Source organism: Arthrobacter sp. S41 (assembly GCF_004320535.1).
Lineage (GTDB): Bacteria > Actinomycetota > Actinomycetes > Actinomycetales > Micrococcaceae > Glutamicibacter.
Map to the genome: position 1 here is coordinate 2,371,236 of NZ_SIHY01000001.1, position 21,737 is coordinate 2,392,972.

Here is a 21,737-nt window from a genome sequence, read left to right on the forward strand (position 1 = left end):
CGAAATCCACTGAAGACTTTTTGACTTATAAGGGAACACATTGAGCGACGAGCAAACCCCTGAGAATGAACCCATGGACGGCGAAGTCATCGAGCCAATCCATGAAGGCGGCCGGGTTGACCAGATCGACCTGCAGACCGAAATGCAGCGGTCCTACCTGGACTACGCCATGGCCGTTATTGTTGGCCGTGCCCTACCGGATGTGCGCGATGGCCTGAAGCCTGTGCACCGCCGCGTGCTGTACGCGATGTACGACGGCGGCTACCGTCCGGAGCGCGCCTACAACAAGTGCGCCCGCGTTGTCGGCGAAGTGATGGGTCAGTACCACCCGCACGGTGATACTGCGATTTACGATGCCCTGGTTCGCCTGATCCAGGACTGGGTTATGCGTTACCCACTGGCCCTGGGCCAGGGTAACTTCGGCTCCCCGGGTAACGATGGTGCTGCTGCCCAGCGTTACACGGAAACCAAAATGGCCCCACTGGCCATGGAAATGGTCCGCGACATCAACGAGAACACCGTTGATTTCCAGGACAACTACGACGGTAAGAACCAGGAACCTACGGTTCTTCCAGCCCGCTTCCCTAACCTGTTGGTGAACGGTTCCTCGGGCATCGCCGTGGGTATGGCGACCAACATTCCGCCACATAACCTGCGCGAAGTTGCCGAGGGTGTGCAGTGGTACCTGAAGAACCCGGAAGCTACCCGTGAAGAGCTGCTCGCCGAGCTGATGCTGCGCGTCAAGGGCCCGGACTTCCCATCCGGCGCGATGATCCTTGGCACCAAGGGCATCGCCGATGCTTACCGCACCGGCCGTGGTTCCATCACTATGCGCGCGGTAGTCAACGTGGAAGAAATCCAGGGTCGCACCTGCTTGGTAGTTACCGAACTGCCATATATGGCCAACCCGGATAACCTCGCGGTGAAGATCGCCGAGCTAGTGCGTGACGGCAAGATCGCCGGCATCGCCGACATGCGCGATGAAACCTCGGGCCGTACCGGCCAGCGCCTGGTCATCGTGCTCAAGCGCGACGCCGTGGCCAAGGTTGTGCTTAACAACCTGTACAAGCACACCGAGCTACAGACCAACTTCTCGGCCAATATGCTGGCCATCGTTGACGGGGTGCCACGCACCCTGCCACTGGATGGGTTCATCCGTCACTGGGTCACCCACCAGATCGAAGTCATCGTACGCCGCACCCAGTTCCGCCTGAAGAAGGCCGAAGAAGAGGCACACATTTTGCGTGGCCTGCTCAAGGCACTGGATGCTTTGGACGAGGTCATCGCGCTGATTCGCCGTTCGGCAACCACCGAGGCAGCGCGCGACGGACTGATGGAACTGCTGAGCATCGATGAGGATCAGGCCCGCGCCATCCTTGATATGCAGCTGCGTCGTCTGGCCGCTCTGGAGCGCCAGAAGATTCAGGATCGTCACGCTGAACTCGAGCGCATGATTGCCGAATTCCAGGCCATCATCGCTTCGCCTGAACGTCAGCGAGAAATCGTCGCCGAAGAACTTGGCGAGATCGTGAACAAACACGGCGATGATCGTCGCACCAAGATCCTTATGGGCTACGACGGCGACATGAGCGTTGAAGACCTGATCCCTGAAGAGGAAATGGTCGTCACCATCACCCGCGGTGGGTACGTTAAGCGCACCCGCATTGATAACTACCGCTCGCAGGCTCGCGGCGGCAAGGGCATCAAGGGCGCTAACCTGCGCGGGGACGACGTGGTGGAGCACTTCTTCGTCACCTCAACCCACAACTGGTTGCTGTTCTTCACCAACCACGGCCGTGTGTACCGCACCAAGTGCTACGAACTGGCCGAGGCCGGTCGTGACGCCAAGGGTCAGCACGTGGCAAATGTCATGGCATTCCAGCCCGACGAGCACATCGCCCAGGTCTTGGATCTACGCACCTACCAGGATGCTGCCTACCTAATGTTGGCTACCCGCAATGGTTTGGTGAAGAAGACCCGTCTGGAAGACTACGACACCAACCGCACCGCCGGCGTGATCGCTATCAACCTGCGCGACGATGATGAGCTTGTCTCCGCACAGCTGGTTAGCGAATCCGATGATGTGATGCTGGTCTCGCGCAAGGGTCAGTCGGTCCGCTTCACCGCGACCGATACCGCACTGCGTCCAATGGGTCGTGCAACTTCTGGTGTGACCGGCATGAAGTTCCGTGAAGGTGATGAGTTGTTGGCCGCCGATGTGGTCCGCGAAGATTCCTTCGTCTTCACGGTGACCAACGAAGGTTACGCCAAGCGCACCGATGTTGCTGAATACCGCGTTCAATCCCGTGGTGGCTTGGGCATTAAGGTTGCCAAGCTGAACGAGGAACGCGGCGAATTGGTTGGTGCGTTGATCGTTGATGAAACCGACGAAGTTTTGGTTGTCATGAGCGGTGGCAAGGTGGTGCGCTCAGCCGCATCGCAGGTTCCTGCCAAGGGTCGAGACACCATGGGTGTGATCTTCGCAAAGCCGGACAAGAAGGACAGCATTATTGCGGTAGCCAAGAACTCCGAGACCCAGCTCGAAGAGAACTTGGAGGAAGATGCCGTAACGTTGGACGCAGAAAACACGATCGATCAGTCATCACCTGCGCCAGAAACCGAAACTGACGTACAGGACGATGACACCACTAACGGAGGTAACGCATGAGCACGCCCTCGACGCCACGCCCCAACGGCAGTGCCCCGAAGAGCGAAGCGCCGCGACCTGCCCAGGTAAAGCGTCCGGCAACTAGCAACACCGGTAGCCGCCCAGCGGCCGGCGGTGCCCGACCAGCAGGCGGCCAGAGCCGCCCAACAGGTCAACGGCCTACCGGTGGCCAGCAGCGCCCGGCTACCACCCAGGAGCGTCTGGTTCGCCCGGCGCCTCAGGCCAAGGTGCGTAAGGCACGCTTGCTGGTCTCCAAGGTTGAACCGTTCTCGGTTCTGAAGCTCGCGTTCTTGCTCGCGGTAGCTTTCGGTGTGATCACCGTAGTTGCTTCCGTAGGTATTTGGGCCCTGCTTGACCTGATGGGAACCTTCGATGCGTTCAACCAGCTGATCCGTGATGCGATTGCTCAGGGCAGCTTCGACCTACGACAGACCATGTCGCTGGGTCAGGTTGCTTCCTACGCAACGATTATCGCCGTGGTGAATGTTGTAGTTATTTCGGTGGTTTCCACCCTTGGAGCGGTGCTGTACAACATCGCTGCTTCATTGGTTGGCGGCATCGGAGTAACCCTCACCGACGACTAGAAACACCCCTAGTCGAGCCCGGGATTCATGTTGTGATGCATGACACCCGGGCTCGATTTGTAAGTTCTGGAAATCCCCGGTAGAGTTTTATTTCGTTCCAAAGGGAACAAACAAAAGCAAGGGCGTATAGCTCAGGCGGTTAGAGCGCTTCGCTGATAACGAAGAGGTCCCAAGTTCAAGTCTTGGTACGCCCACGGAAACCTTGCTAGAGAGAAAGAGGAAGTAATGAAAAAGTTCCTGGTTCTCGCAACGATTGCGACTGCTACGGTAGTCTTGGTCAAGAAAGTAAAGGCTTCTTCGGAAACAAAGGAAACCTGGCATCAGGTAGCCGATAAAGTTTCCTAAAGCTTTTGGGGCCTTAGCTCAGTTGGTAGAGCGTCTGCTTTGCAAGCAGAATGTCAGGAGTTCGATTCTCCTAGGCTCCACAAAAAAGACTGGCGGAAAGCATCAGCTTTCCGCTAATTCTTTTTGATTGATCCGCTTCGGATTGATCGGTGTGGAACACCAAAAACTGTATAAGGGGCCTTAGCTCAGTTGGTAGAGCGTCTGCTTTGCAAGCAGAATGTCAGGAGTTCGATTCTCCTAGGCTCCACAGTATTGAAGGACGGAAAGCATTCGCTTTCCGTCCTTCGCCATTTCCAAGGCAACCAAGCCGCAGAACATCAGCGGCTGATTCGAGCCATTCGGACAAATTGATAATGGTCGACGAGCTGTTCGCCAATGTTGAACCAGGAACGACCCTGAACGCTGGCTAACGCCGCACTAGCAAACGCCAAGCGTTTGGCATCATCATAAACAAGGTCACTGACCCGGCTTCGTAACTCAGAAAGATTCCCCGGCTGATACAACCAGCCCGTGTGCGAGGAATCCACGAGATCTAGCGGCCCTCCACGGCCCACAGCCACCACCGGGACACCACAGGCCATAGCCTCTTGAATGGTCTGGCAGAAGGTTTCAGAGGAGCCGGGATGAACAAATACATCCATAGAAGCCATGACCTCTGCCAATCGTTCACCCGAGAGGAAGCCGGTGAAGTGTGCGGTAGGCAGTAAGGCCCGTAATTCGGCCTCTAACGGGCCAGAACCTACGATGACGAGTCTGGTGTTCTTCAGGTCAGCTAAAGCCTTTAGATCAGCTACCTGCTTCTCTGCGGCCAGACGCCCAACATATCCGATAATGACTTCCCCATTCGGCGCTACAGCTTGCCTGAAGTGCTCGCTGCGTCGTTGTGGGGTGAATTGGACGGTGTCGACTCCTCTGCCCGAAATCTTGAGCCTGTCGATCCCCAAGTTCTTGAGCTGTTGGAAAGAAAAGGTGCTGGGAACTAGCGATAGATCAGCAGCCGTGTGGATGGCTTGGACATGCTCCCACAGACGCTGGGTTAACCACGGCATCTTATAGCGGCTTGCATAGTTGGGAACCTCGGTTTGGTAGAGGGCCACCGTAGGTAGATTCATTTCTTGAGCTGCACGTAGCCCCTGCCATCCCAAGATGAATGGGCTAGCCAGATGGACTACGTCTACACGCTCACACGCCAGGATCTTACGAAGCCGACCCACACTGGTAGTAGCCACCCTGACCTCAGGGTAGCTAGCCAACGGCATTGAGGGCACGGTGTGGATACGGAAACCGCGGTAGTGCTTCGGCACCCCATGGCCCGTCAGTTCGCCGGTCAATGAGCCAGCTGGCGTGATGACCACTGCATCATGTCCGGTCAGAGCCAGATGATCCAGGGTCTTCAGAATAGAGTTGGTAACCCCGTTGAAGTGGGGCAGGAACGATTCAGCGACGATTGCGACCTTCACACTTTCAGGATGGCGATCCACGGTGACATCAAAGTAAATACGACTGGGGCAGTTCATTAACTTCTGTTGTTTATTGTTGGTTTTAGGCCATTGGTGGCAAGATACCGTAAGTGGTAAACGAAAATTCCGGCGACGTCGACGGCGCAGTTCAGAGCGAAAAGATCGACAAAGATTCGCGCATAGCGGTCCTCTTCTTTCCTGTATTGATTCTGCTGGGTGGACTGTGTGGCATGCTGCTCCCCCAAGCTTTTGTTGGCTTGGCTGGGTGGATCAATCCTTTATTGATGATCATCATGTTCTGCATGGGTTTGACGTTGACCTTGCCTGACTTCGCCTTGGTGGTGAAAAACCCGCTGCCAGTCCTTGGCGGTGTGGTTGCCCAGTTTGTCGTGATGCCTAGCGCAGGCTGGTTGGTGGCCACCGTGCTTCACCTAGATCCAGCACTGGCGGCCGGCCTCATCTTGGTTGGCTGCGCTCCGGGTGGAACAGCGTCAAACGTCGTTTCCTACCTGGCTCGAGGCAACGTTGCCCTGTCGGTAGCCATGACCTCTGTATCGACCTTGATTGCCCCTGCGCTAACTCCCCTGTTGGCTCTGTGGCTGGCTGGCCAGTACATGCCTGTTGATGCCGGATCGATGGCGCTAAGTGTTGTTCAGATTGTTCTGATTCCAGTGGTGCTCGGAATTGCGATCCGGATGGTCCTTAACCGATTGGTCACTAAGGTCACCGGAGTTCTTCCATGGATCTCAGTTCTCGCCATCACCGTTGTGGTGACAATTATTGTGGCCGGCAGCTCGCAAGCCATCATGAATGCAGGACTGCTGGTACTAGTTGCCGTCATCTTGCACAACGGATTGGGGCTCCTGCTGGGCTACGGAGCCGGCGTGCTGATGCGCGTGCCTGCCGATGCCCGCCGAACGATGGCTATCGAAGTAGGAATGCAGAATTCAGGGTTGGCAGGTGGACTAGCAAAGCAATATTTTACCCCAGAAGCAGCTCTGCCCGCTGCTGTATTCTCCGTATGGCATAACTTGTCCGGAGCGATGATCGCTGCTTACTGGCGACGCAAAAAGACCGTAAACACGGGGAATTTGGCCGACAAATAAGATATATTCCCATTGAGGAATGTAGGATATTGATACGTAACCACGGGCAAAAAACGTGATTTGTCCCAGCTGAAAACAGCTACAAGAAACGAAGGTGTTTTTAGCTCGTGACGTTCCTTCTCGCCTTGGTCGGCATCCTCGGAGTCTCTGCCTCCGGACCCATTATTGCTGCTTTCCCGGGTGTCCCGGTTCTGTCCATGGCCTTCTGGCGCAATGGTGCAGCAGCGGCAATTTTGAGTGTGCCGGCGTTGCGAAAAAACCCTCGGGTGTATCTGAGTATGACAGCTCGTGAGTGGACGTTCACCGGTCTTGCGGGAACAGCACTGGCTCTTCACTTCGTCTGCTTTATGTACTCGATGCGACTCACTAGCGTGGCTGCCGGTACTGCTTTGGTCTGCATCCAAGGTGTGTGGATTGCGGTCTTCCAAGTAATGCGCAAGGTTCAGTATCGAACACAGGTTTTTGTCGGAATGGCGGTTGCCCTAGGTGGCGCGATTGTGATCACCGGGTTCGACATGAGCTTGGGTTCGCAGGCTCTGCTCGGTGACTTTTTGGCCTTAGCAGGTGGCGTCTTGGCGGCTGTTTACACCCTTGCAGGATCCGTCGCTCGACAAACAATGAGCACCGTGAGCTACACCTCGAGCTGTTACGCAATTACCGCACTGGCTCTATTGGTGCTCTGCTTTGCCACCGGCATGCCTGTGTGGGGTTTTGATGCTCATGGTTGGTGGGGCATTGTTCTGCTGACGGTTTGCGCGCAGATTCTTGGCCACACCGCAATGAACCATCTGCTCAATATATTGGGAGCCCTGACGGTTTCAATGCTGATCTTGCTCGAGATTCCAGGTGCTGCATTACTGGCAGCAATTTTCTTGGGGCAGGTTGTATCGCCGGCAACCTATGCCGGCCTAGTGGTGATACTCGTTGGGCTTGCCCTCGTCATACGAGGGCAAGCCCAACCAAAAGTGAAGCGTAGTTAGTTTTTATTTGTCATCTTCGATGATTTCGCGGATTTCTTCCACACTGGCTTCTCGTGAATCAATGGGCTGTTGTGGAAGGGCCGTTGTAGGTTCGTTTTCCCATGGATCTTCGATTGGTTTCGAGGCTTTCCATACGGCAACCAAAATGGCGACGACTCCGGCAATCAAGCCAACGGCTAGTACTTTTCCTACTTTGCTCTTCTTGCTCATGCATTGCTCCAGACTCAAAGTCGATCTCGGTCTCCGACAGTTCAAGACTATGCAGATACGGTCTTGCAAGCCAGTGTTAGCTGTGATGCCATCAGAGATTGTTCTAAATTTTCACTCAACGCGTACGTCAGTTTTTAGTGGGTCACGCCCTGATCATGGAACAATGTAGGCATGACCGCAAACGCAACTCATAAAGCCACGATTCACACTACCTTGGGCGATATCGTTGTCGATCTCTTCGGCAACCACGCACCTAAGACCGTAAAGAACTTCGTTGGCCTGTCGACCGGTGAGCAGGAGTGGGTACACCCAGAGTCCGGTGACACGAAGACCAACACCCCGCTGTACAGCGGAACCATCTTCCACCGCATCATTTCTGACTTCATGATTCAGGGTGGCGACCCACTGGGTCAGGGCTTCGGCGGCCCAGGCTACCAGTTTGATGATGAGATCCACCCAGAACTGAACTTCAACGAGCCTTACAAGCTGGCCATGGCTAATGCGGGTATCCGTATGGGCCGCGGAACCAACGGTTCGCAGTTCTTCATCACCACCGTGCCAACCACTTGGTTGCAGGGCAAGCACACCATCTTCGGTGAAGTTAATGACGCAGATTCACGCAAGATCGTTGACGCGCTGAACGCTGTTGCAACCGACGGCCGCGACAAGCCACTGGAAGACGTTGTTATCAACTCGGTCGATATCGAGACCCTGTAACAACCGACTCCAAAACCGCAGGCCCCGACGATCCACCATGTGGTGTTGTCGGGGCCTGAAGTTTAAGCACCCAACCCTATACAAGGCAGGTACCGATGTCCTACGGGCAAATTAACCCTCAGGGCCAAGCAGCTCCGACATGCTATCGACACCCGGACACGGTAGCTTACGTTTCTTGCAATCGGTGCGAACGCCCGATCTGTCCTCAATGCCAGGTCTCTGCCCCAGTGGGCGTGCAGTGTGTGGAATGTGTCGCGGAGGCCAGCAGGCGCCTGCCGCAACAGCAAACACAGTTTGGTGGGCGCTTACGCTCCGGTGCTCCGGTGATTACCTACGCCGTGATCGCACTGAACGTCCTTGTATACCTATTCCAGTGGATCATCCCGGGGCTGACCAATTCATTGGTCCTAGCGCCCGTGATCGCCGCTTATGAACCATGGCGTTTGATCACCAGCGCCTTCGCTCACTCCACCGGGTCAATCCTGCACCTGGCCATGAACATGTACGGCATCTACATCTTCGGCACATTGCTCGAGCCCCGACTAGGCAGGCTGCGTTTCGCTTGGCTTTATCTGCTCAGCGCCATCGGCGGATCCTTGGGCATCTTATTGCTCAGCGCTCCGATGAGTGCCACGCTCGGTGCCTCAGGCGCATTGGCAGGCCTCTTCCTAGCAACCTTTGTTGTCTTCCGCTCCAACAAGCAAGCCTTGCGCCAGATGGGCATCATTCTGGTGCTAAACATCGTGCTTGGCTTCGTCGTTTCCGGAATTTCTTGGCAAGGACACTTGGGTGGCGCCGTAACCGGCATTATTGCTTCAGCATGTATCGTGCTGATCCCTAGAAGTAATCCACAGCGTTCGCGAATCCAGCTAGTACTGCTCAGCGCATTATCGATACTTCTGCTTGTCGCTGTGTACCTTGCAGCCCAGGGTGCAAAGTGACCGGAGCATAGTTCGAAAACCCCAGTATTCGTTATCCACACAGATTATCCACACTGTTAATAACTTACATCCGTGTAACTTCCGGAGCTTCGGAGATATTAACAGGCGTGGATACCTTTGTATTCAAGGATATTTCGAGGACGCTAAGCAATACTCACAACCTTGTCCCCAGTTGTGGATAACTTTTTAACAACCCCTGTAGATAGCGCATATACGAACCAGCGAACTGTTAATAACTTTAGGTTCGAAAGTTTAACCGATTAGCGCGAGTGGCTGTGAATAAGCGAAAATCGAGCGCTATCCACAGTCGAAATCCACAGTGTTAATAACTTACAAGCATGTCATTTGTTTAACGAAAAGTACACTTGACAAGTTATAACGCGCATATCCATTCAAGAATCGACACATTGTCCCCAGCTGTGGATAAGTTTGTGAACAACTGTTGGTAAAAGTTGTGCACATTGCATGTGGATAACGTTGATAACTTGTGGATTAGTTGGTGAAAAGGGGCCAGATCAAGAAGGTTGCGAACAAAAGCATAAGGATGCCGATGATGAAGTCGAGGATCTGCCAGGCCTTGGGTTTTGCAAACAGTGGGGCGAGCAGGCGCGCTGCGTAGGCAAGAACAAAAAACCAGATGAAGCTCGCAGTGATGGCTCCGAACGCAAACCATGGAGCACCGTCGCCTTGGGCTACGGCAACCGATCCGAGTAGTAGAACCGTGTCGATATATACGTGGGGATTGAGCCAAGTTAGCGCCAGCGTAGTTCCGATTATTGACAGGGTCGTCACCGAACGAGTTGAATCGCTAATTTTCAGCGACTCTGGTTTGAACGACCGGCGAAAGGCGAACGCCGCATACGTTGCAAGGAATAGGAAGCCACCCAAGCGCGCGATGACCAGTAGCCAGGGGAGTCGCTCAACTAAGACGCCCATTCCGCTGACTCCAGCACAAATGAGGACGGCGTCAGACAGGGCGCAGACTAGCGCGGTGGTGAAGACGTGCTCTTTTCTGATTCCTTGACGGAGCACGAAGGCGTTCTGGGCGCCGATGGCCACGATCAGCGATAGTCCAGTGGTCATACCGAAGAAAAATGGTGCAGGAGTCATGAGAAAACCGTATGAAAATCTACAGGCTAAGTCGAACTTAACTTTCTGCATCTAGATTAGAGTTCCTAATGTGAATATCGACGTTGAGCACCTCGAGACCCTGCTGGCTGTGGTGGATGCCGGAAGCTTTGATGATGCATCCATCGACTTAGGCGTTACGGCCTCTGCCGTCAGCCAGCGAATCAAGGCTTTGGAGAATCGAATCGGGGCGATCCTTGTAATCAGGAGTCGTCCGGTCATTCCTACCGAACAGGGATATAGGGTGCTCAGGTATGCGCGGCAGATGGCGTTGCTCAGCGCGGAATTCACCCGGGAAATTTCTGCCGACGCACCCTTGAACGTAGCCATCGGAGTTAACGCTGATTCCTTGTCCACGTGGTTCTCGCCGGTCTTTGAACAGTTGGCAGACATCGAGAATCTGTCTGTTGAGATTCTGCGTACCGATGAAAACAGGGGATTGGAGCTACTTCGTAGCGGACGAGTCAGCGCCGTAGTCACTACGACTTCCCAAGCACTTCAAGGATGCGTCAGTAAAAAGCTTGGAGCCATGAGATATCGCGCAGCTGCAGCACCACGCATCGTTGAACGGTACCTGCCCCGCGTGGATCCAGAAGCCCTAGTTAAAACACCAATGGTCGTTTTTGATCGCGAGGATCCATTGCAATACAGCATGGTCGCACGGCTTGCTGGCCAGGACCGACGGCCCGAAGCCCAAGTGCACCACGTCCCTGACTCGCTGCGATACCTCTGTGCGGTTGAAGCAGGGATGGGCTGGGGGATGATCCCCGAACTACAACTCGCTGAAGCCACGGGGCTGAAGGTACTTCACGAGGATTGGTTCGCCGATGTTCCGCTCTACCTGCAGCGATGGGCCGTGGATTCAGAACTGCTAAGCAAGATGGATGGCATATTAGTCACAGCCGCCCGCCAATTCGGACTGCATTTGATAGCCTGAGCTCGTTGCAGGCAATCAATGTCTGTACCCGGACGAGGGAGCCGTACCCGGAAATCGACAAGACGGCCAGAAAAGGATTCCGGCATGTATTGGGCCGTTCTTATTATTTCTGGTGTCTTCGAAGCCGTTTGGGCCATTGCCTTGGGCATGAGTGAAGGCTTGTCGAAACTTCTTCCAAGCATCGTCTTCTTTGCTGGCTTACTAGTTTCCATGGCTGGCCTTGCCTATGCCATGAAAGAGATTCCTGTTGGCACCGCCTACGCAATCTGGGTAGGTGTCGGAGCATCACTCGCGGTGATCTACTCAATGGCCACCGGACAAGAAGCGTTTTCGGTGCTCAAGGTGGTGTTCATCATTGGTCTGGTCGGATGCGTTATCGGACTCAAGGCCGTAAGCCACTAAAGAACTGATCGATTCAACGAACTACGCCGATCCCCATAGGGATCGGCGTAAGTGCTATTTCCAGCCTGTTGTCATAAAGAATCCGACCATCGCGATGCCGAATCCAACAACAATGTTCCATCCACCAATGTTGGGGATTGGGAACAGGGTCTGAGAAATGTAGTAGACGATGATCCACACCAGGCCAAGGAGCATCAAACCAAACATGACAGGTTTGTACCAACCTGGCATTGGCGCATCAATGGAGTGGGTGCGCTGGCGCTCGGTTTCGGCCTGTGTTTTGTTCTTGCGTCGTGGTTTTGACTCCGGCACTCGAATGCTCCCTCGGCTTCATCTGCTTAATGTAGTAAATGTGGGAGACGTTAGGTCTTCCCGGTAGGCTTGGGCACAAGGATGCTGAGAACTGCTTGTTGCATTCCTACGTAGCTTCCATACTAGCCGTAACCCATGAGAACTACCGGGTTTTGGCCTGTGAGGCCCCATGTAGATTGACATATCCTGATAAAGGAATTCCCAGAGGAGTCGCAGAGCAGTGAATCGAGTTGCCACAGCACAAGGCCGCCGCGCAGAGCGCCGCCCTCGGTCTGCGGGAAATGTCATCGTAGGATTCCTCGGTGAACTCTTCATTACTATAGGAATTTTGCTCATGCTCTATGTCGCGTGGGAACTGTGGTGGACAAATATTGATTCCGCGCAGGCTCAGAAAGAAGTAACTCAGGGACTCATCCAAGAATTTGGCGACGTGGTCATTCCGGATGAACCAGAGGATTCCTCAGAGAATTCGTCTGAAAACTCTTCCGAGAAGGAAAAGGAAGAGACCAAGGACTACGGGCCGGCGCCGGTGACCAAAATAGCTCCGGGTAGCACTTTCGGAATCATGTATTTCCCACGTTTTGGTAGCCATGGATCTCATCACCCGGTGACCTCCGGAGTCGAAGACTACGTCATCGATAATCTGGGTATCGGCCATTACCCGTCGACCCAACAACCGGGGGAGAAAGGCAACTTTGCCGTTGCCGCGCACCGTCAAACTCACGGTCAGGTTTTCTGGGACATAGACAAGCTGCAAGAGGGCGACAAGATCTACCTGCAGACAGCAGAAGGCTATTACACCTATACCTGGTACGCCACGGAAGTGGTTGCTCCATCCAACGGCGACGTACTTCTGCCTACCCCGCACAAATGGGGAGTGGAGCCAACCAAGTCGATCTTGACGATGACTACCTGCCATCCGAAATATACGACGCAACAGCGAATGATTGCGTATTCGGAATTGACCGATTGGCAGCCCCTTGACGCTGGTCCACCCAAGGAAATCCGCGACATGGTTATCGAAGCAACGAGCTAGGAGGAACAAATGTACGCCTGGATTTTTCGGAACTTACCCGGTCCACTATGGCTTCGCATTTTTGAAGCATTGATTGTCATTGCCGCCATCGTGCTATTACTGATGGTGTACGTTTTTCCGTGGCTGAATCAATACATCAGCCCCTTTACCGATTCAACGATTGGCCAGAGTACCCCGTGAGCAGCACCAAGATCCTAGTGATCGATAATTACGACAGTTTTGTCTACACCCTCGTGGGCTATTTGCAGGAGCTTGGCGCGCAGACCACGGTGCATCGCAATGACGATCTCAGTGTGCAAGAAGCAATCGAATTAGCTTCTGAATACGACGGTGTACTGATCTCTCCAGGTCCCGGTGATCCAGCTGGTGCCGGGGTGAGCATCGATTTGATCAAGTGGTGCGGGCAGCAGAATAAGCCGATGTTGGGCGTCTGCCTTGGTCATCAGGCACTGACCGAAGCCTACGGTGGAACGGTAACCCATGCCGAAGAACTGATGCATGGCAAGACCTCGCTCGTCCACCATGAGAACCACCCGGTCTTCAAGAATGTGGCCAACCCATTCACCGCTACCCGTTACCACTCGCTGGCTGCAGTACGCGAGAGCATCCCAGAAGAGCTGGAAATCATTGCGCAGACCGCTGGGGGAGTCATCATGGCTCTGGCGCACCGAGAAGCGCCTCTATGGGGTCTGCAGTACCATCCTGAGTCTGTTCTGACTGAGCAGGGCTACCAAATGCTTGGTAACTGGCTGGAATTCTTAGGGCTGCAGGGAGCGGCCGAGAAGGCCTCCACCCTGAGTCCATTGTTCAGTGGTGAATAACCGCTAGAACCTATTGCCCTCACCGGGCTTTCCTGGTGAGGGTAACGGCTTGCCCTGCTTAGGACCCTTGGTTGATTTAGGCGAGTCGCTAGGGGATTCACTCGCAGACTCGGATGGCGTTTCAGAAGGCGTTTCAGTCGGATCCTCAGAAGGATCCTCACTGTCCGATTCAGAAGGTTCTTCACTGTCGGAAGGGCTCGGAGTCTCGGATTCCGATGGGCTCGGCTCGGCCGGTGCCTTAGCCAGAATTACGGAAATGCTTCCACTTTGATCGATGGTGGCAGATTCATCCGGAGTCTGTATAGCGATCTCGTCAGGGCTGACTTCGTCAGTTTCCACAGCCGGGGCACTAGAATCTATGGACAGCTCAACTAGCCCCTTGTCATCTAACTCCCGCTCGGCTTCGTCTAGAGTCATGCCAACGAGGTCGGGGACTTCTACCTGTCCGGTCGACAGAATCAGATCAACCTTTGAACCGGCCTTAACCTTGGAGCCAAGCTCTGGATTGGTTTCAATAATCCGGTCAGTGTCCACGGTCGCTGAGTTCTCTCGGGTAATCTTCCCAACTTCCAGACCAGCCTCGCTCAGAGCGTCTCGAGCGGTGGCCTCAGACTGGTTGGCCAGGTTGTCAGGGATTTCGCGCTGCTCTGAACCCTTGGAAAGGTAAAGAGTAATCGTAGATTCCTTGGCTACCTCGGTACCCGACGTGGGGTCGGTACGAGTGGCCTTATTGGTATCTACATCTTCGTCGAATTCGTGTTCCACTTTGACGTTGAAGGTGGCGTCACGCAACAAGCTGCTGGCATCATCTTCTGACATATTTTTTACGTCAGGGACCGCTACCGGAGCGTTTTTCTCTTGATCCGCCTGAATCGAACGGACAACCAAGAAACTGGCAACGGCTACCGCCAACAAAGCGATGAGCGAAAGCAAGATAATCAAAGCGCGGTTCGACTTGTGCCGTGTAGTTTGTACCGGCTCATGTTCGCTCGTGAATACCGGGTGCTCATTGGTCATCGGAGCTGACGCAGCAGCAAAACCAGCTTCGGTATTGTCGTGGATGCCATAAATAGGCAAAGTATATGGGGTTGCTTGAGCCTGATCTTCGTGGAATTCGATCCCGTGCAAGGCGTTTTCCAAGGCCGTTGCGAACGCATCAACAGACTGGAAACGGTCAGCCCGATCTTTGGCAAGAACTTTGGCGACAATCGGATCATAGATGGGATCTAGATCCTGATTGACGTCGCTGGGTGCCGTAGCGATCTCACCAACGTGCTGGTACGCCACCGAAACCGGGGAGTCTCCGGTGAAGGGTGGGCGTCCGGTCATCAGTTCATAAAATAGGCAACCGGTCGAATAGATATCGGAGCGGAAATCTACCTGCTCGCCTCGAGCCTGTTCAGGGGAGAAGTACTGGGCGGTGCCCACTACTGCAGCAGTCTGGGTCATGGTGGCCGAATTATCGGTCGCACGTGCGATGCCGAAGTCCATGAGTTTGACGTGCCCGGCATCGCTGACCATGACGTTGGCCGGCTTAACATCGCGGTGCACCACATTGTTGGCGTGCGAATGGCCTAGGGCTTCAGCAACACCACGGGTGATGCGGACAGCAAACTCTGGCTGGATGCCACCTTGGGCAATAACCTGCTTGAGTGTTTTGCCGGTGACATATTCCATGACCATGAACGGCAAGCGTTCACGCTGCTGGTCTGTGGCAGGTAATTCGCCGGTGTCATATACGGCGACAATGTTGGGATGACCGAGCGCCGCGACTGCCTTGGCTTCACGACGGAAACGGTTGACCACCATAGGATTGCTGGCGGTATCAGGGCGCAAGACCTTAACGGCAACCTTGCGAGAGAGTACGTGGTCCGTGGCGAGGTAGACATCCGCCATGCCACCACGACCAATGAGCGATTCGATCTCGTATCGTTCATTGATTAGTCGCGGCAGACCTGGCGGCAGTGCGTCAACTTCGCTCATGGCGCTTCGCTTTGAGCCGATTCACTCGGAGTTGCCGAAGCGGACGGGGTTGCAGATCGGGTCTCCGACGGGGTCGGAGTAGCCGAAGCAGACGGGGTCTCTGAAGGCGTCTCCGATGGGGTTGGAGTAGCCGATTCAGACGGAGTCTCTGAAGGAGTCTCTGACGGGGTTTCCGATGGAGTTGGAGTAGTCGATTCAGTTTCCTTCGGACCACTGGATACATCCAAGGTCACGGTGGTTCCTGGCTCAGCTTGGCTGCCTGCGGCCTCACTCTGGCTCAGCACGGTGCCAGCCACCGAAGAATCGCTGCGTTCTTCACCCTTGGATACAGCCAATCCAGCGTTCTGAATCTGCGTCTGGGCAGCGGAGTAGCTCATGCCAACAACAGATGGCACTTCAACGGTCTCTGGGGCCTTGGCGTAGGTGACAGTGATAGTCTCGCCAACTTCTACGTTTCCGGTGGGGTTCAGCTTAATAACCTTGCGCGGATCAGTATCGGAAGATTCCTCGGCAACTGCGTTTACCTTCAGGCCTTGGCCTTCGAGCTGCGCGGTGACCTCGTCAATGTCCTTGCCCACCAGCGACGAGGATACCTGAACAGTTTCAGGGCTTTCGCTTTCACTCTCGCTGGCAGACTCAGAAATTGATTCAGAGCTTTCCGTCGAGGAAGACGCGGCAGGGTCATTGTTGCTGCTCATGGCAGGGATTAGCCACGCCAAAAGACCGATGACTACAGCCAGAACAATAACTACGATCAGTGGGATCAACCAAGGACTGCGCTTTGATTCCTGCGGTGCAGGATCTTGAGCGTCAGCATCTTCGTCATCAAAACCGCTGGCACCCAGAGGTGCGGCCGCAGTGAAGCCACTGGCGGTACGCACAGGTTCAGCCACGGTAGGCATGGAGTTAGTCATCGTTGGTGCAGGGTCCGCGCGATTCATTGCGCGGGTAGCGTCAGCGTCCAGGTTCAAAGCCTGGGTGGCGTCCTCAGAAATGCCGGTGGCCAGCATGCCAGGAACCGCCATGGTGGCGGTGTTGGTATCGCCAGCGCGCAATGCGTCGGCAGCCTTGGCCAGCGAGGTGGCGTTCTTTGGACGATCCGATGGGTTCTTGGCCAACATCGACATGATCAGCTGACGAACCGGAGCAGGGATGGTTTCCGGCAATGCCGGGGGAGCATCATTGACCTGTGCCAGTGCGATGGCGATCTGCGATTCGCCGGTGAACGGACGACGCCCAGCCAGCAATTCGTAACCGATGACACCCAAGGCATAGATATCGGAGCTGCCGGTAGCGTTCTGTCCAGTGGCCTGCTCTGGAGCGAGGTACTGGGCGGTGCCCATCACCTGACCGGTGGCGGTCAACGGCACCTGGTCGGCCAGGCGTGCGATACCAAAGTCGGTAATCTTCACAACGCCAGAAGGCATGACCAAGATGTTGCCCGGCTTCACGTCGCGGTGTACTAGACCGTGCTCGTGAGCGGCAGCTAACGCGCGAGCGGTCTGCGCAATCAGTGAGAGGGTGCGATCTACCTCGAGCTTGCGTTCGCGCTCGATGATGGTGGACAGCGGCGGGCCAGGAACGAGTTCCATGACTAGGTATGCCGAGCCCTGCTCCTCGCCGTAGTCAAAGACGCCGGCGATGCCAGGGTGGTTCAGCAGTGCGGTGTGTCGGGCTTCAACACGGAAACGCGTCAGGAAGCTTTCGTTGTCGGTGTATTCCTCTTTGAGGATCTTGATCGCCACGAGGCGTCCAAGTACCTGGTCACGAGCTTTCCAAACTTCGCCCATGCCACCGATTGCAATGCGATCGGTGAGCTTGTAACGACCGCCCAAGGTGGTGCCGGTTATTGGCCTCACTTGTTGAACACCGCCTTTAACATCTTCTTCATGATTGCACCGGTCGTGTTGTGACCAGTGTCGTAATCTACGTCTTGCAAGGTGACCGTGATGGCGACCTGAGGATCATCCGCTGGAGCGAAACCGGTCATCCACGAGTTCACGTAGGCGACGCCATTTTCGGTTCGCAACTGAGCGGTACCGGTCTTGGCACGGAAGTCCACACCTTCAACAGCCGCATTCATGGCGGTACCGCGCGTGACGGGCCCTGCCATGAGCTCCTTGAGCTGCGAAGCAACTTCCTTGGAGGTGGCCGTGGAGAACTTCTCAGGCTTTGGTTCTTCGACGACTCGAAGATCCGGGGCAATGACCTTATCGATCATGTTTGGCTTCATGATCACACCATTGTTGGCGATGGCCATGGCGGCCATGTTCATCTGCAGGGCGGTGACCTTGTTGCTGCCCTGACCGATGGCCATACGGGCCAATTCGGATTCGTCAGCATCTTGAGCAGGGAACTGGCTTGGCGTCACGCGCTGCGGAATGTTCAGTTGTTGGCCGAAGCCAAAGCGCTCTGCAACATCACCAAAGGCTTTATTACCTACGGTCTTACTGATCTCGTAGAACGGAGTGTTGCAACTCTGGGCAAAGATGAATGCCAACTTTGCGCGAGGCTCACGGGCACAAACACCTTCACCGAAGTTGTTCATCGACCTCGTTGAATTCTTGTATCGCACCGAAGTTGGGTTGTTGATCGAGGTGTCCAGATCGTACTTTCCGGACTCTAACGCAGCAACAGTACTCAAGATCTTGAAAGAGGAACCTGGATATTCCAAGTTGCTAATCGCAGGATTCAGGTAAGGGCTCAGGCCATCAATCTTGCTGACTTTCTTCAAGTTCTCGGCAGCTTTGCTAGTGGAGTGCACCGCAAGATCGTTGGTGTCATAGGTCGGCTTGGAAGCCATGGCCAGAATGTCGCCGGTTTTTGGATCGGTGACAATGACAGTTCCCCTCACGCCGTCAGGGATGGCGTTGAAAGCTGTCTTCTGCAGATCGCCGTCCAGAGTGAGCTCGACGGAAGCACCTTCGGTCTTCTTGCCGGTGAACATTGCCAGCAAACGATCGTAAAGCAGATCCGAGCTGCTGCCGGTGAGCCAATCGTTGAGCGAGGACTCCAGCTGGGTGGTGCCGTTAGCCAGCGAGTAGTAGCCGGTGAGGTGTGCATACATCTCAGCATTGGTGTACTCACGCTGGTACTCAAACTGTCCGTCGTCGGTTGGGACCGACTCGGCAATTGGCTTGCCATCAACCAAAATGGCGCCACGGGGAAGATCAAATTCACGGAACAGCTGGCGCTTATTCAGCGCATTGTCGGTGAGTTTGTCAGCATCGAAGAACTGGATGTAGCTCAGCCCGCCAAGGCAAACGATAAAGAGCATGGTCAGTGCGATCCATACTCGCTTAATAGCCTGATTCACTTGCTCTTCACCGCCTTAGTGATTGAAGTTTTAGGTTTTGTGGGCGTTGCAATTTCATCGGTGGGTCCTGAGACGCCTGACGTTGGGCGCCGTGAATTGTGGGAAATCAAGAGCAGCAGCGCGATGATGATCCAGTTCGCCAGCAATGATGAACCACCTGCAGCCATAAATGGTGTGGCCAAACCGGTCAGTGGAATCAATCGGGTGACACCACCGATGATGACCACGGCCTGCAGGCCCAAGGTGAATGACAGGCCGGCCGCCAGTAGCTTGCCGAAGGTGTCACGCGAGCCCAAGGCTGCGCGCAGACCGCGGGATACCAGCAGCATGTACAGCAGCACAATGGCAGTGACGCCAACCAGACCGATTTCTTCACCGAAGGAAGCGATGATCATGTCCGAGTTTGCTAGTGGAACCCGGTAAGGGGAACCAGCGCCAAGGCCGGTGCCAAAGAGTCCACCATCGGCCATACCGAACAGGCCTTCAACAATCTGCATGCTGCCACCAGTGGCTTGGTAGATCGCTGGGTCAAAAGCATTAAGCCAAACATCAAGACGGCGGGTCACGTGGCTCATGGTTAGCCCGGCGACTATACCGCCAACAGCGACCATCAGCAGGCCAATCAGTACCCAAGAAATACGTGCGGTAGCAACGTAGACCATGACGATAAACAGGCCGAAGAACAAGATGGCCGAACCTAGGTCACGCTGGACCACCAGCACGCCGATGGACAGCAACCAAGCGATCAACATTGGCGCCATATCGCGCAAACGGGGAAGCTGCAGTGGGCCAAATTTGTGGCCGGCCATCAGAATCAAGTCGCGGTTTGAGGACAAATATCCTGCGAAGAAGATCGACAGGGTGATTTTTGCCAATTCGCCAGGCTGCAGCGAGAAGCTGCCCATGCGGATCCAGATTCGCGCACCGTTGATGGTGACGCCCAATCCAGGGATCAAAGGCAACAAGAGCAACAGGATGGATACCAGCAATGCAATATAGGTAAAGCGGCGCAGGAGGCGGTGGTCCTTTACGGCCCACAGAACGGCGGCCGCAATGACGATTGCAATAGCGGTCCAGAGCAGCTGTCGGGCCGACTGAGAAGTGCCTTTAGCCAAGTCAATACGGTGAATCATGGCTAGGCCAAGAGAATTCAAAGCAATGGTAATTGGAAGTATTACCGGATCGGCATATTTAGCAAAGATGCGTAGCAATACGTGAACAACCAGAGCTAGTGCGGCCATGATGCTCATCTGTACGTAGAAGTCGGAGTTGTCGACACCTTCGGTGGTACTACCGACCAAGTAGAAGGCCGCGGCACCGACGCCGAGAGCCAGGATGAGCAGGACTAGCTCAAGATTGCGCCGTGGTACCGGGGCGGTCTGCACTTCGTTCACTGCATGATCTCCAGACAGTAGGCGGGCAACTTGGCTTGGTTGCTTGATGATTCGGAATTTCCGGGGGCTTGCACCGGACAGTTTTGTTTGGCAGTGACCAACAGTTCTTGAATGATCATCTGCGCGTGCTCACGGTTATCGGCCGAAATATTGGCTTCAACTCGCTGGCGCGAATACTCAGGCAGAGATTCAACAGGAACCTGGGAGACGGTGTCGACTTCCGAAAGTGAAATCGGTCCGAGCTCTTGCGGAACACCCTTGTAAATGGCGACCTTGTTATCCACGGTGCCAACAAAGTATTGGGTCTGCGTCCACATGTAACCCCAGACGACCAGGGCCACCGCGAGGCAAGCAGCCAGTGTCAGCAGGATCGGCATCATCCAACGACGGTGAGCAGTTGGGCTCTCCAGTGGATCGAGCACCTGGCCTGCGGCTGGTGAACGGTGAGTGAGCAGTGCCGCGGCACGACGTTCACCGGTGTACTGGGTGACCACCGGAATCTGCCCGGTCTGCGTGGCCAACTGAGCCGCTCCCACAAGCAAGTGTGGGCGCTGGGAAATCTCGTGGCGAAGCAGTGAAGCGCTAGCCTCAACATCGCCCTCAGCAGCAATAGCTAGCTGGGCGGTGTCTGGCGCAGGCTCAAAGACAGCTGGTTCGCTGTGGTCAGTGGCGGTGTCTTCAATGACCTCAAACATTACGACGGTGACGTTATCCGGGGCACCGTTTTTCAGGGTGATGGCCACCAGATCGTTGACGGCTTCATCCATATTTGCGGTATTGCGAATGATCTGTTCAATCACCGGCAGTGACACCGCGTCGGTCAGACCGTCGGAGCAGAGCATCCAGCGTTCGCCGGGCTCAGCTTCGATTTGCTGAACATCAAGTTCTGGTGAGGCATCCGAGTCACCAAGAACGCGCAAAAGAACGTTCTTATGGGGGTGGACCTCAGCCTCGGCCGGCTTGATCCGACCTTCGTCAACAAGTCGCTGCACAAAAGTGTGGTCGCGACTGATCTGCTCAAAAGTGCCGTGCTTCAGCCGGTAGGCTCGCGAGTCACCAATGTGGGCCATCTGCAAAGTGGTGCCAGAAAGCAGCAATGAAGTGACCGTGGTTCCCATGCCCGAAAGCTTCGGATTGGAACCAACAAGTTCGTTCAAGACCAGATTGGCGGCCTGAATTTCATCAGGCAACGCGTTTTGGGGATCTGCAATGTCTGAATGATCTAGGTGCACTAAATCTAGGACGGTAGATGCCGAGGCGACGTCGCCACCGACATGGCCGCCCATGCCATCGGCGAGTACCGCAAGGTATTCACCGACATAGGCGGAGTCATCGTTTTTCTTACGAATCCGCCCAACATCAGACTTTGCGGCAAATTTGAGTTTGAGGGCCATAGG

General features: G+C 55.0%; 19 protein-coding genes, 3 tRNA genes and 1 riboswitch. Of the genes, 13 read left to right on the top strand and 9 right to left on the bottom strand.

Annotation, left to right across the window (positions count from 1 at the left end; all coding sequences use genetic code 11):
• Window positions 1-73 precede the first annotated feature (73 nt).
• The 5 genes from gyrA (at window position 74) to EYR88_RS10890 (ending at window position 3,844) form a co-directional block, all read left to right on the top strand.
• Complete coding sequence (gene gyrA, locus EYR88_RS10870) at window positions 74-2,668, top strand: DNA gyrase subunit A (protein WP_242632562.1); 2,595 nt, start codon at window positions 74-76, stop codon at window positions 2,666-2,668.
• Window positions 2,665-3,252 (top strand): DUF3566 domain-containing protein, encoded by a 588-nt coding sequence (locus EYR88_RS10875; RefSeq protein ID WP_131089656.1) that lies wholly within the window; start codon window positions 2,665-2,667, stop codon window positions 3,250-3,252. The genes gyrA and EYR88_RS10875 overlap by 4 nt, the downstream gene beginning before the upstream one ends.
• Before the next feature lie 120 nt (window positions 3,253-3,372).
• Window positions 3,373-3,446: transfer RNA gene (locus EYR88_RS10880), tRNA-Ile, on the top strand.
• Between the two features lie 158 nt (window positions 3,447-3,604).
• Window positions 3,605-3,677 (top strand) — tRNA-Ala (locus EYR88_RS10885).
• A 94-nt stretch (window positions 3,678-3,771) separates the two neighbouring features.
• A tRNA-Ala gene (locus EYR88_RS10890) sits at window positions 3,772-3,844 on the top strand.
• A 70-nt stretch (window positions 3,845-3,914) separates the two neighbouring features.
• Here EYR88_RS10890 and EYR88_RS10895 read toward each other — a convergent pair.
• Complete coding sequence (locus tag EYR88_RS10895; protein WP_242632525.1) at window positions 3,915-5,114, bottom strand: glycosyltransferase family 1 protein; 1,200 nt, start codon at window positions 5,112-5,114, stop codon at window positions 3,915-3,917.
• A 53-nt stretch (window positions 5,115-5,167) separates the two neighbouring features.
• Between EYR88_RS10895 and EYR88_RS10900 the strand changes: the two genes are divergently transcribed.
• The gene (locus EYR88_RS10900) at window positions 5,168-6,163 is read left to right on the top strand and encodes a bile acid:sodium symporter family protein (protein ID WP_131089658.1); all 996 of its coding nucleotides are present in this window, start codon (window positions 5,168-5,170) and stop codon (window positions 6,161-6,163) included.
• A gap of 107 nt (window positions 6,164-6,270) precedes the next feature.
• Window positions 6,271-7,143 carry a DMT family transporter gene (locus EYR88_RS10905; protein WP_131089659.1) on the top strand — a complete coding sequence of 291 codons (873 nt, stop codon included), beginning with the start codon at window positions 6,271-6,273 and terminating at the stop codon, window positions 7,141-7,143.
• 3 nt (window positions 7,144-7,146) lie between these two features.
• Here EYR88_RS10905 and EYR88_RS10910 read toward each other — a convergent pair whose 3' ends face one another.
• A complete protein-coding gene (locus EYR88_RS10910) occupies window positions 7,147-7,353 on the bottom strand; it encodes a hypothetical protein (RefSeq protein WP_131089660.1) in 207 nt (68 codons plus the stop codon).
• A 171-nt stretch (window positions 7,354-7,524) separates the two neighbouring features.
• On the opposite strand from EYR88_RS10910, the gene EYR88_RS10915 reads away from it, so the two are divergent.
• Entirely contained in the window at window positions 7,525-8,070 is a 546-nt protein-coding gene (locus tag EYR88_RS10915; protein WP_131089661.1) for a peptidylprolyl isomerase, read from the top strand.
• Window positions 8,071-8,312: 242 nt separating this feature from the next.
• Complete coding sequence (locus EYR88_RS10920) at window positions 8,313-9,011, top strand: rhomboid family intramembrane serine protease (protein WP_242632526.1); 699 nt, start codon at window positions 8,313-8,315, stop codon at window positions 9,009-9,011.
• Window positions 9,012-9,503: 492 nt separating this feature from the next.
• On the opposite strand, the gene EYR88_RS10925 is transcribed toward EYR88_RS10920, so the two are convergent.
• On the bottom strand, window positions 9,504-10,121 hold the full coding sequence (locus tag EYR88_RS10925; RefSeq protein ID WP_131089663.1) for a LysE/ArgO family amino acid transporter: 618 nt from the start codon (window positions 10,119-10,121) through the stop codon (window positions 9,504-9,506).
• 70 nt (window positions 10,122-10,191) lie between these two features.
• Between EYR88_RS10925 and EYR88_RS10930 the strand changes: the two genes are divergently transcribed.
• Window positions 10,192-11,076 carry an ArgP/LysG family DNA-binding transcriptional regulator gene (locus EYR88_RS10930; protein WP_165477328.1) on the top strand — a complete coding sequence of 295 codons (885 nt, stop codon included), beginning with the start codon at window positions 10,192-10,194 and terminating at the stop codon, window positions 11,074-11,076.
• Window positions 11,077-11,080: 4 nt separating this feature from the next.
• Window positions 11,081-11,147: riboswitch (guanidine-III (ykkC-III) riboswitch) on the top strand.
• A 13-nt stretch (window positions 11,148-11,160) separates the two neighbouring features.
• Window positions 11,161-11,478, top strand: coding sequence for a multidrug efflux SMR transporter (locus tag EYR88_RS10935; protein ID WP_131089665.1), 318 nt, complete (start codon window positions 11,161-11,163; stop codon window positions 11,476-11,478).
• 54 nt (window positions 11,479-11,532) lie between these two features.
• On the opposite strand, the gene EYR88_RS10940 is transcribed toward EYR88_RS10935, so the two are convergent.
• Window positions 11,533-11,790, bottom strand: a complete 258-nt coding sequence (locus tag EYR88_RS10940) for a cell division protein CrgA (protein WP_131089666.1) — start codon at window positions 11,788-11,790, stop codon at window positions 11,533-11,535.
• 220 nt (window positions 11,791-12,010) lie between these two features.
• Between EYR88_RS10940 and EYR88_RS10945 the strand changes: the two genes are divergently transcribed.
• Both EYR88_RS10945 and EYR88_RS10950 read left to right on the top strand, forming a co-directional pair.
• The gene (locus tag EYR88_RS10945; protein WP_131089667.1) at window positions 12,011-12,826 is read left to right on the top strand and encodes a class E sortase; all 816 of its coding nucleotides are present in this window, start codon (window positions 12,011-12,013) and stop codon (window positions 12,824-12,826) included.
• A 176-nt stretch (window positions 12,827-13,002) separates the two neighbouring features.
• Window positions 13,003-13,647: a gamma-glutamyl-gamma-aminobutyrate hydrolase family protein gene (locus EYR88_RS10950; protein ID WP_131089668.1), complete on the top strand. Its 645-nt coding sequence runs from the start codon at window positions 13,003-13,005 to the stop codon at window positions 13,645-13,647.
• 3 nt (window positions 13,648-13,650) lie between these two features.
• Here the strand turns inward: EYR88_RS10950 and pknB (EYR88_RS10955) are convergent, their stop codons facing one another.
• From pknB (EYR88_RS10955) to EYR88_RS10975, 5 genes are read right to left on the bottom strand one after another with little or no spacing between them, the layout of a single operon-like run.
• Complete coding sequence (gene pknB / locus EYR88_RS10955; RefSeq protein WP_131089669.1) at window positions 13,651-15,630, bottom strand: Stk1 family PASTA domain-containing Ser/Thr kinase; 1,980 nt, start codon at window positions 15,628-15,630, stop codon at window positions 13,651-13,653.
• Window positions 15,627-17,489, bottom strand: a complete 1,863-nt coding sequence (pknB, locus tag EYR88_RS10960; RefSeq protein ID WP_131089670.1) for a Stk1 family PASTA domain-containing Ser/Thr kinase — start codon at window positions 17,487-17,489, stop codon at window positions 15,627-15,629. Before pknB (EYR88_RS10960) ends, pknB (EYR88_RS10955) begins: the two co-directional genes overlap by 4 nt.
• Entirely contained in the window at window positions 17,486-18,946 is a 1,461-nt protein-coding gene (locus EYR88_RS10965; protein ID WP_131089671.1) for a penicillin-binding transpeptidase domain-containing protein, read from the bottom strand. Before EYR88_RS10965 ends, pknB (EYR88_RS10960) begins: the two co-directional genes overlap by 4 nt.
• Window positions 18,943-20,340 carry an FtsW/RodA/SpoVE family cell cycle protein gene (locus EYR88_RS10970; protein ID WP_131089672.1) on the bottom strand — a complete coding sequence of 466 codons (1,398 nt, stop codon included), beginning with the start codon at window positions 20,338-20,340 and terminating at the stop codon, window positions 18,943-18,945. The genes EYR88_RS10965 and EYR88_RS10970 overlap by 4 nt, the downstream gene beginning before the upstream one ends.
• The gene (locus EYR88_RS10975) at window positions 20,337-21,734 is read right to left on the bottom strand and encodes a protein phosphatase 2C domain-containing protein (RefSeq protein WP_131089673.1); all 1,398 of its coding nucleotides are present in this window, start codon (window positions 21,732-21,734) and stop codon (window positions 20,337-20,339) included. Before EYR88_RS10975 ends, EYR88_RS10970 begins: the two co-directional genes overlap by 4 nt.
• Window positions 21,735-21,737 lie beyond the last annotated feature (3 nt).

Excerpts from the sequence above, each read along its gene's own strand:
- gyrA (WP_242632562.1), top strand. The coding sequence starts at position 74 with ATGGACGGCGAAGTCATCGAGCCAATCCATGAAGGCGGCCGGGTTGAC.
- EYR88_RS10875 (WP_131089656.1), top strand. The coding sequence starts at position 2,665 with ATGAGCACGCCCTCGACGCCACGCCCCAACGGCAGTGCCCCGAAGAGC.
- EYR88_RS10895 (WP_242632525.1), bottom strand. The coding sequence starts at position 5,114 with ATGAACTGCCCCAGTCGTATTTACTTTGATGTCACCGTGGATCGCCAT.
- EYR88_RS10910 (WP_131089660.1), bottom strand. The coding sequence starts at position 7,353 with ATGAGCAAGAAGAGCAAAGTAGGAAAAGTACTAGCCGTTGGCTTGATT.
- EYR88_RS10915 (WP_131089661.1), top strand. The coding sequence starts at position 7,525 with ATGACCGCAAACGCAACTCATAAAGCCACGATTCACACTACCTTGGGC.
- EYR88_RS10925 (WP_131089663.1), bottom strand. The coding sequence starts at position 10,121 with ATGACTCCTGCACCATTTTTCTTCGGTATGACCACTGGACTATCGCTG.
- EYR88_RS10935 (WP_131089665.1), top strand. The coding sequence starts at position 11,161 with ATGTATTGGGCCGTTCTTATTATTTCTGGTGTCTTCGAAGCCGTTTGG.
- pknB (WP_131089669.1), bottom strand. The coding sequence starts at position 15,630 with ATGAGCGAAGTTGACGCACTGCCGCCAGGTCTGCCGCGACTAATCAAT.
- EYR88_RS10975 (WP_131089673.1), bottom strand. The coding sequence starts at position 21,734 with ATGGCCCTCAAACTCAAATTTGCCGCAAAGTCTGATGTTGGGCGGATT.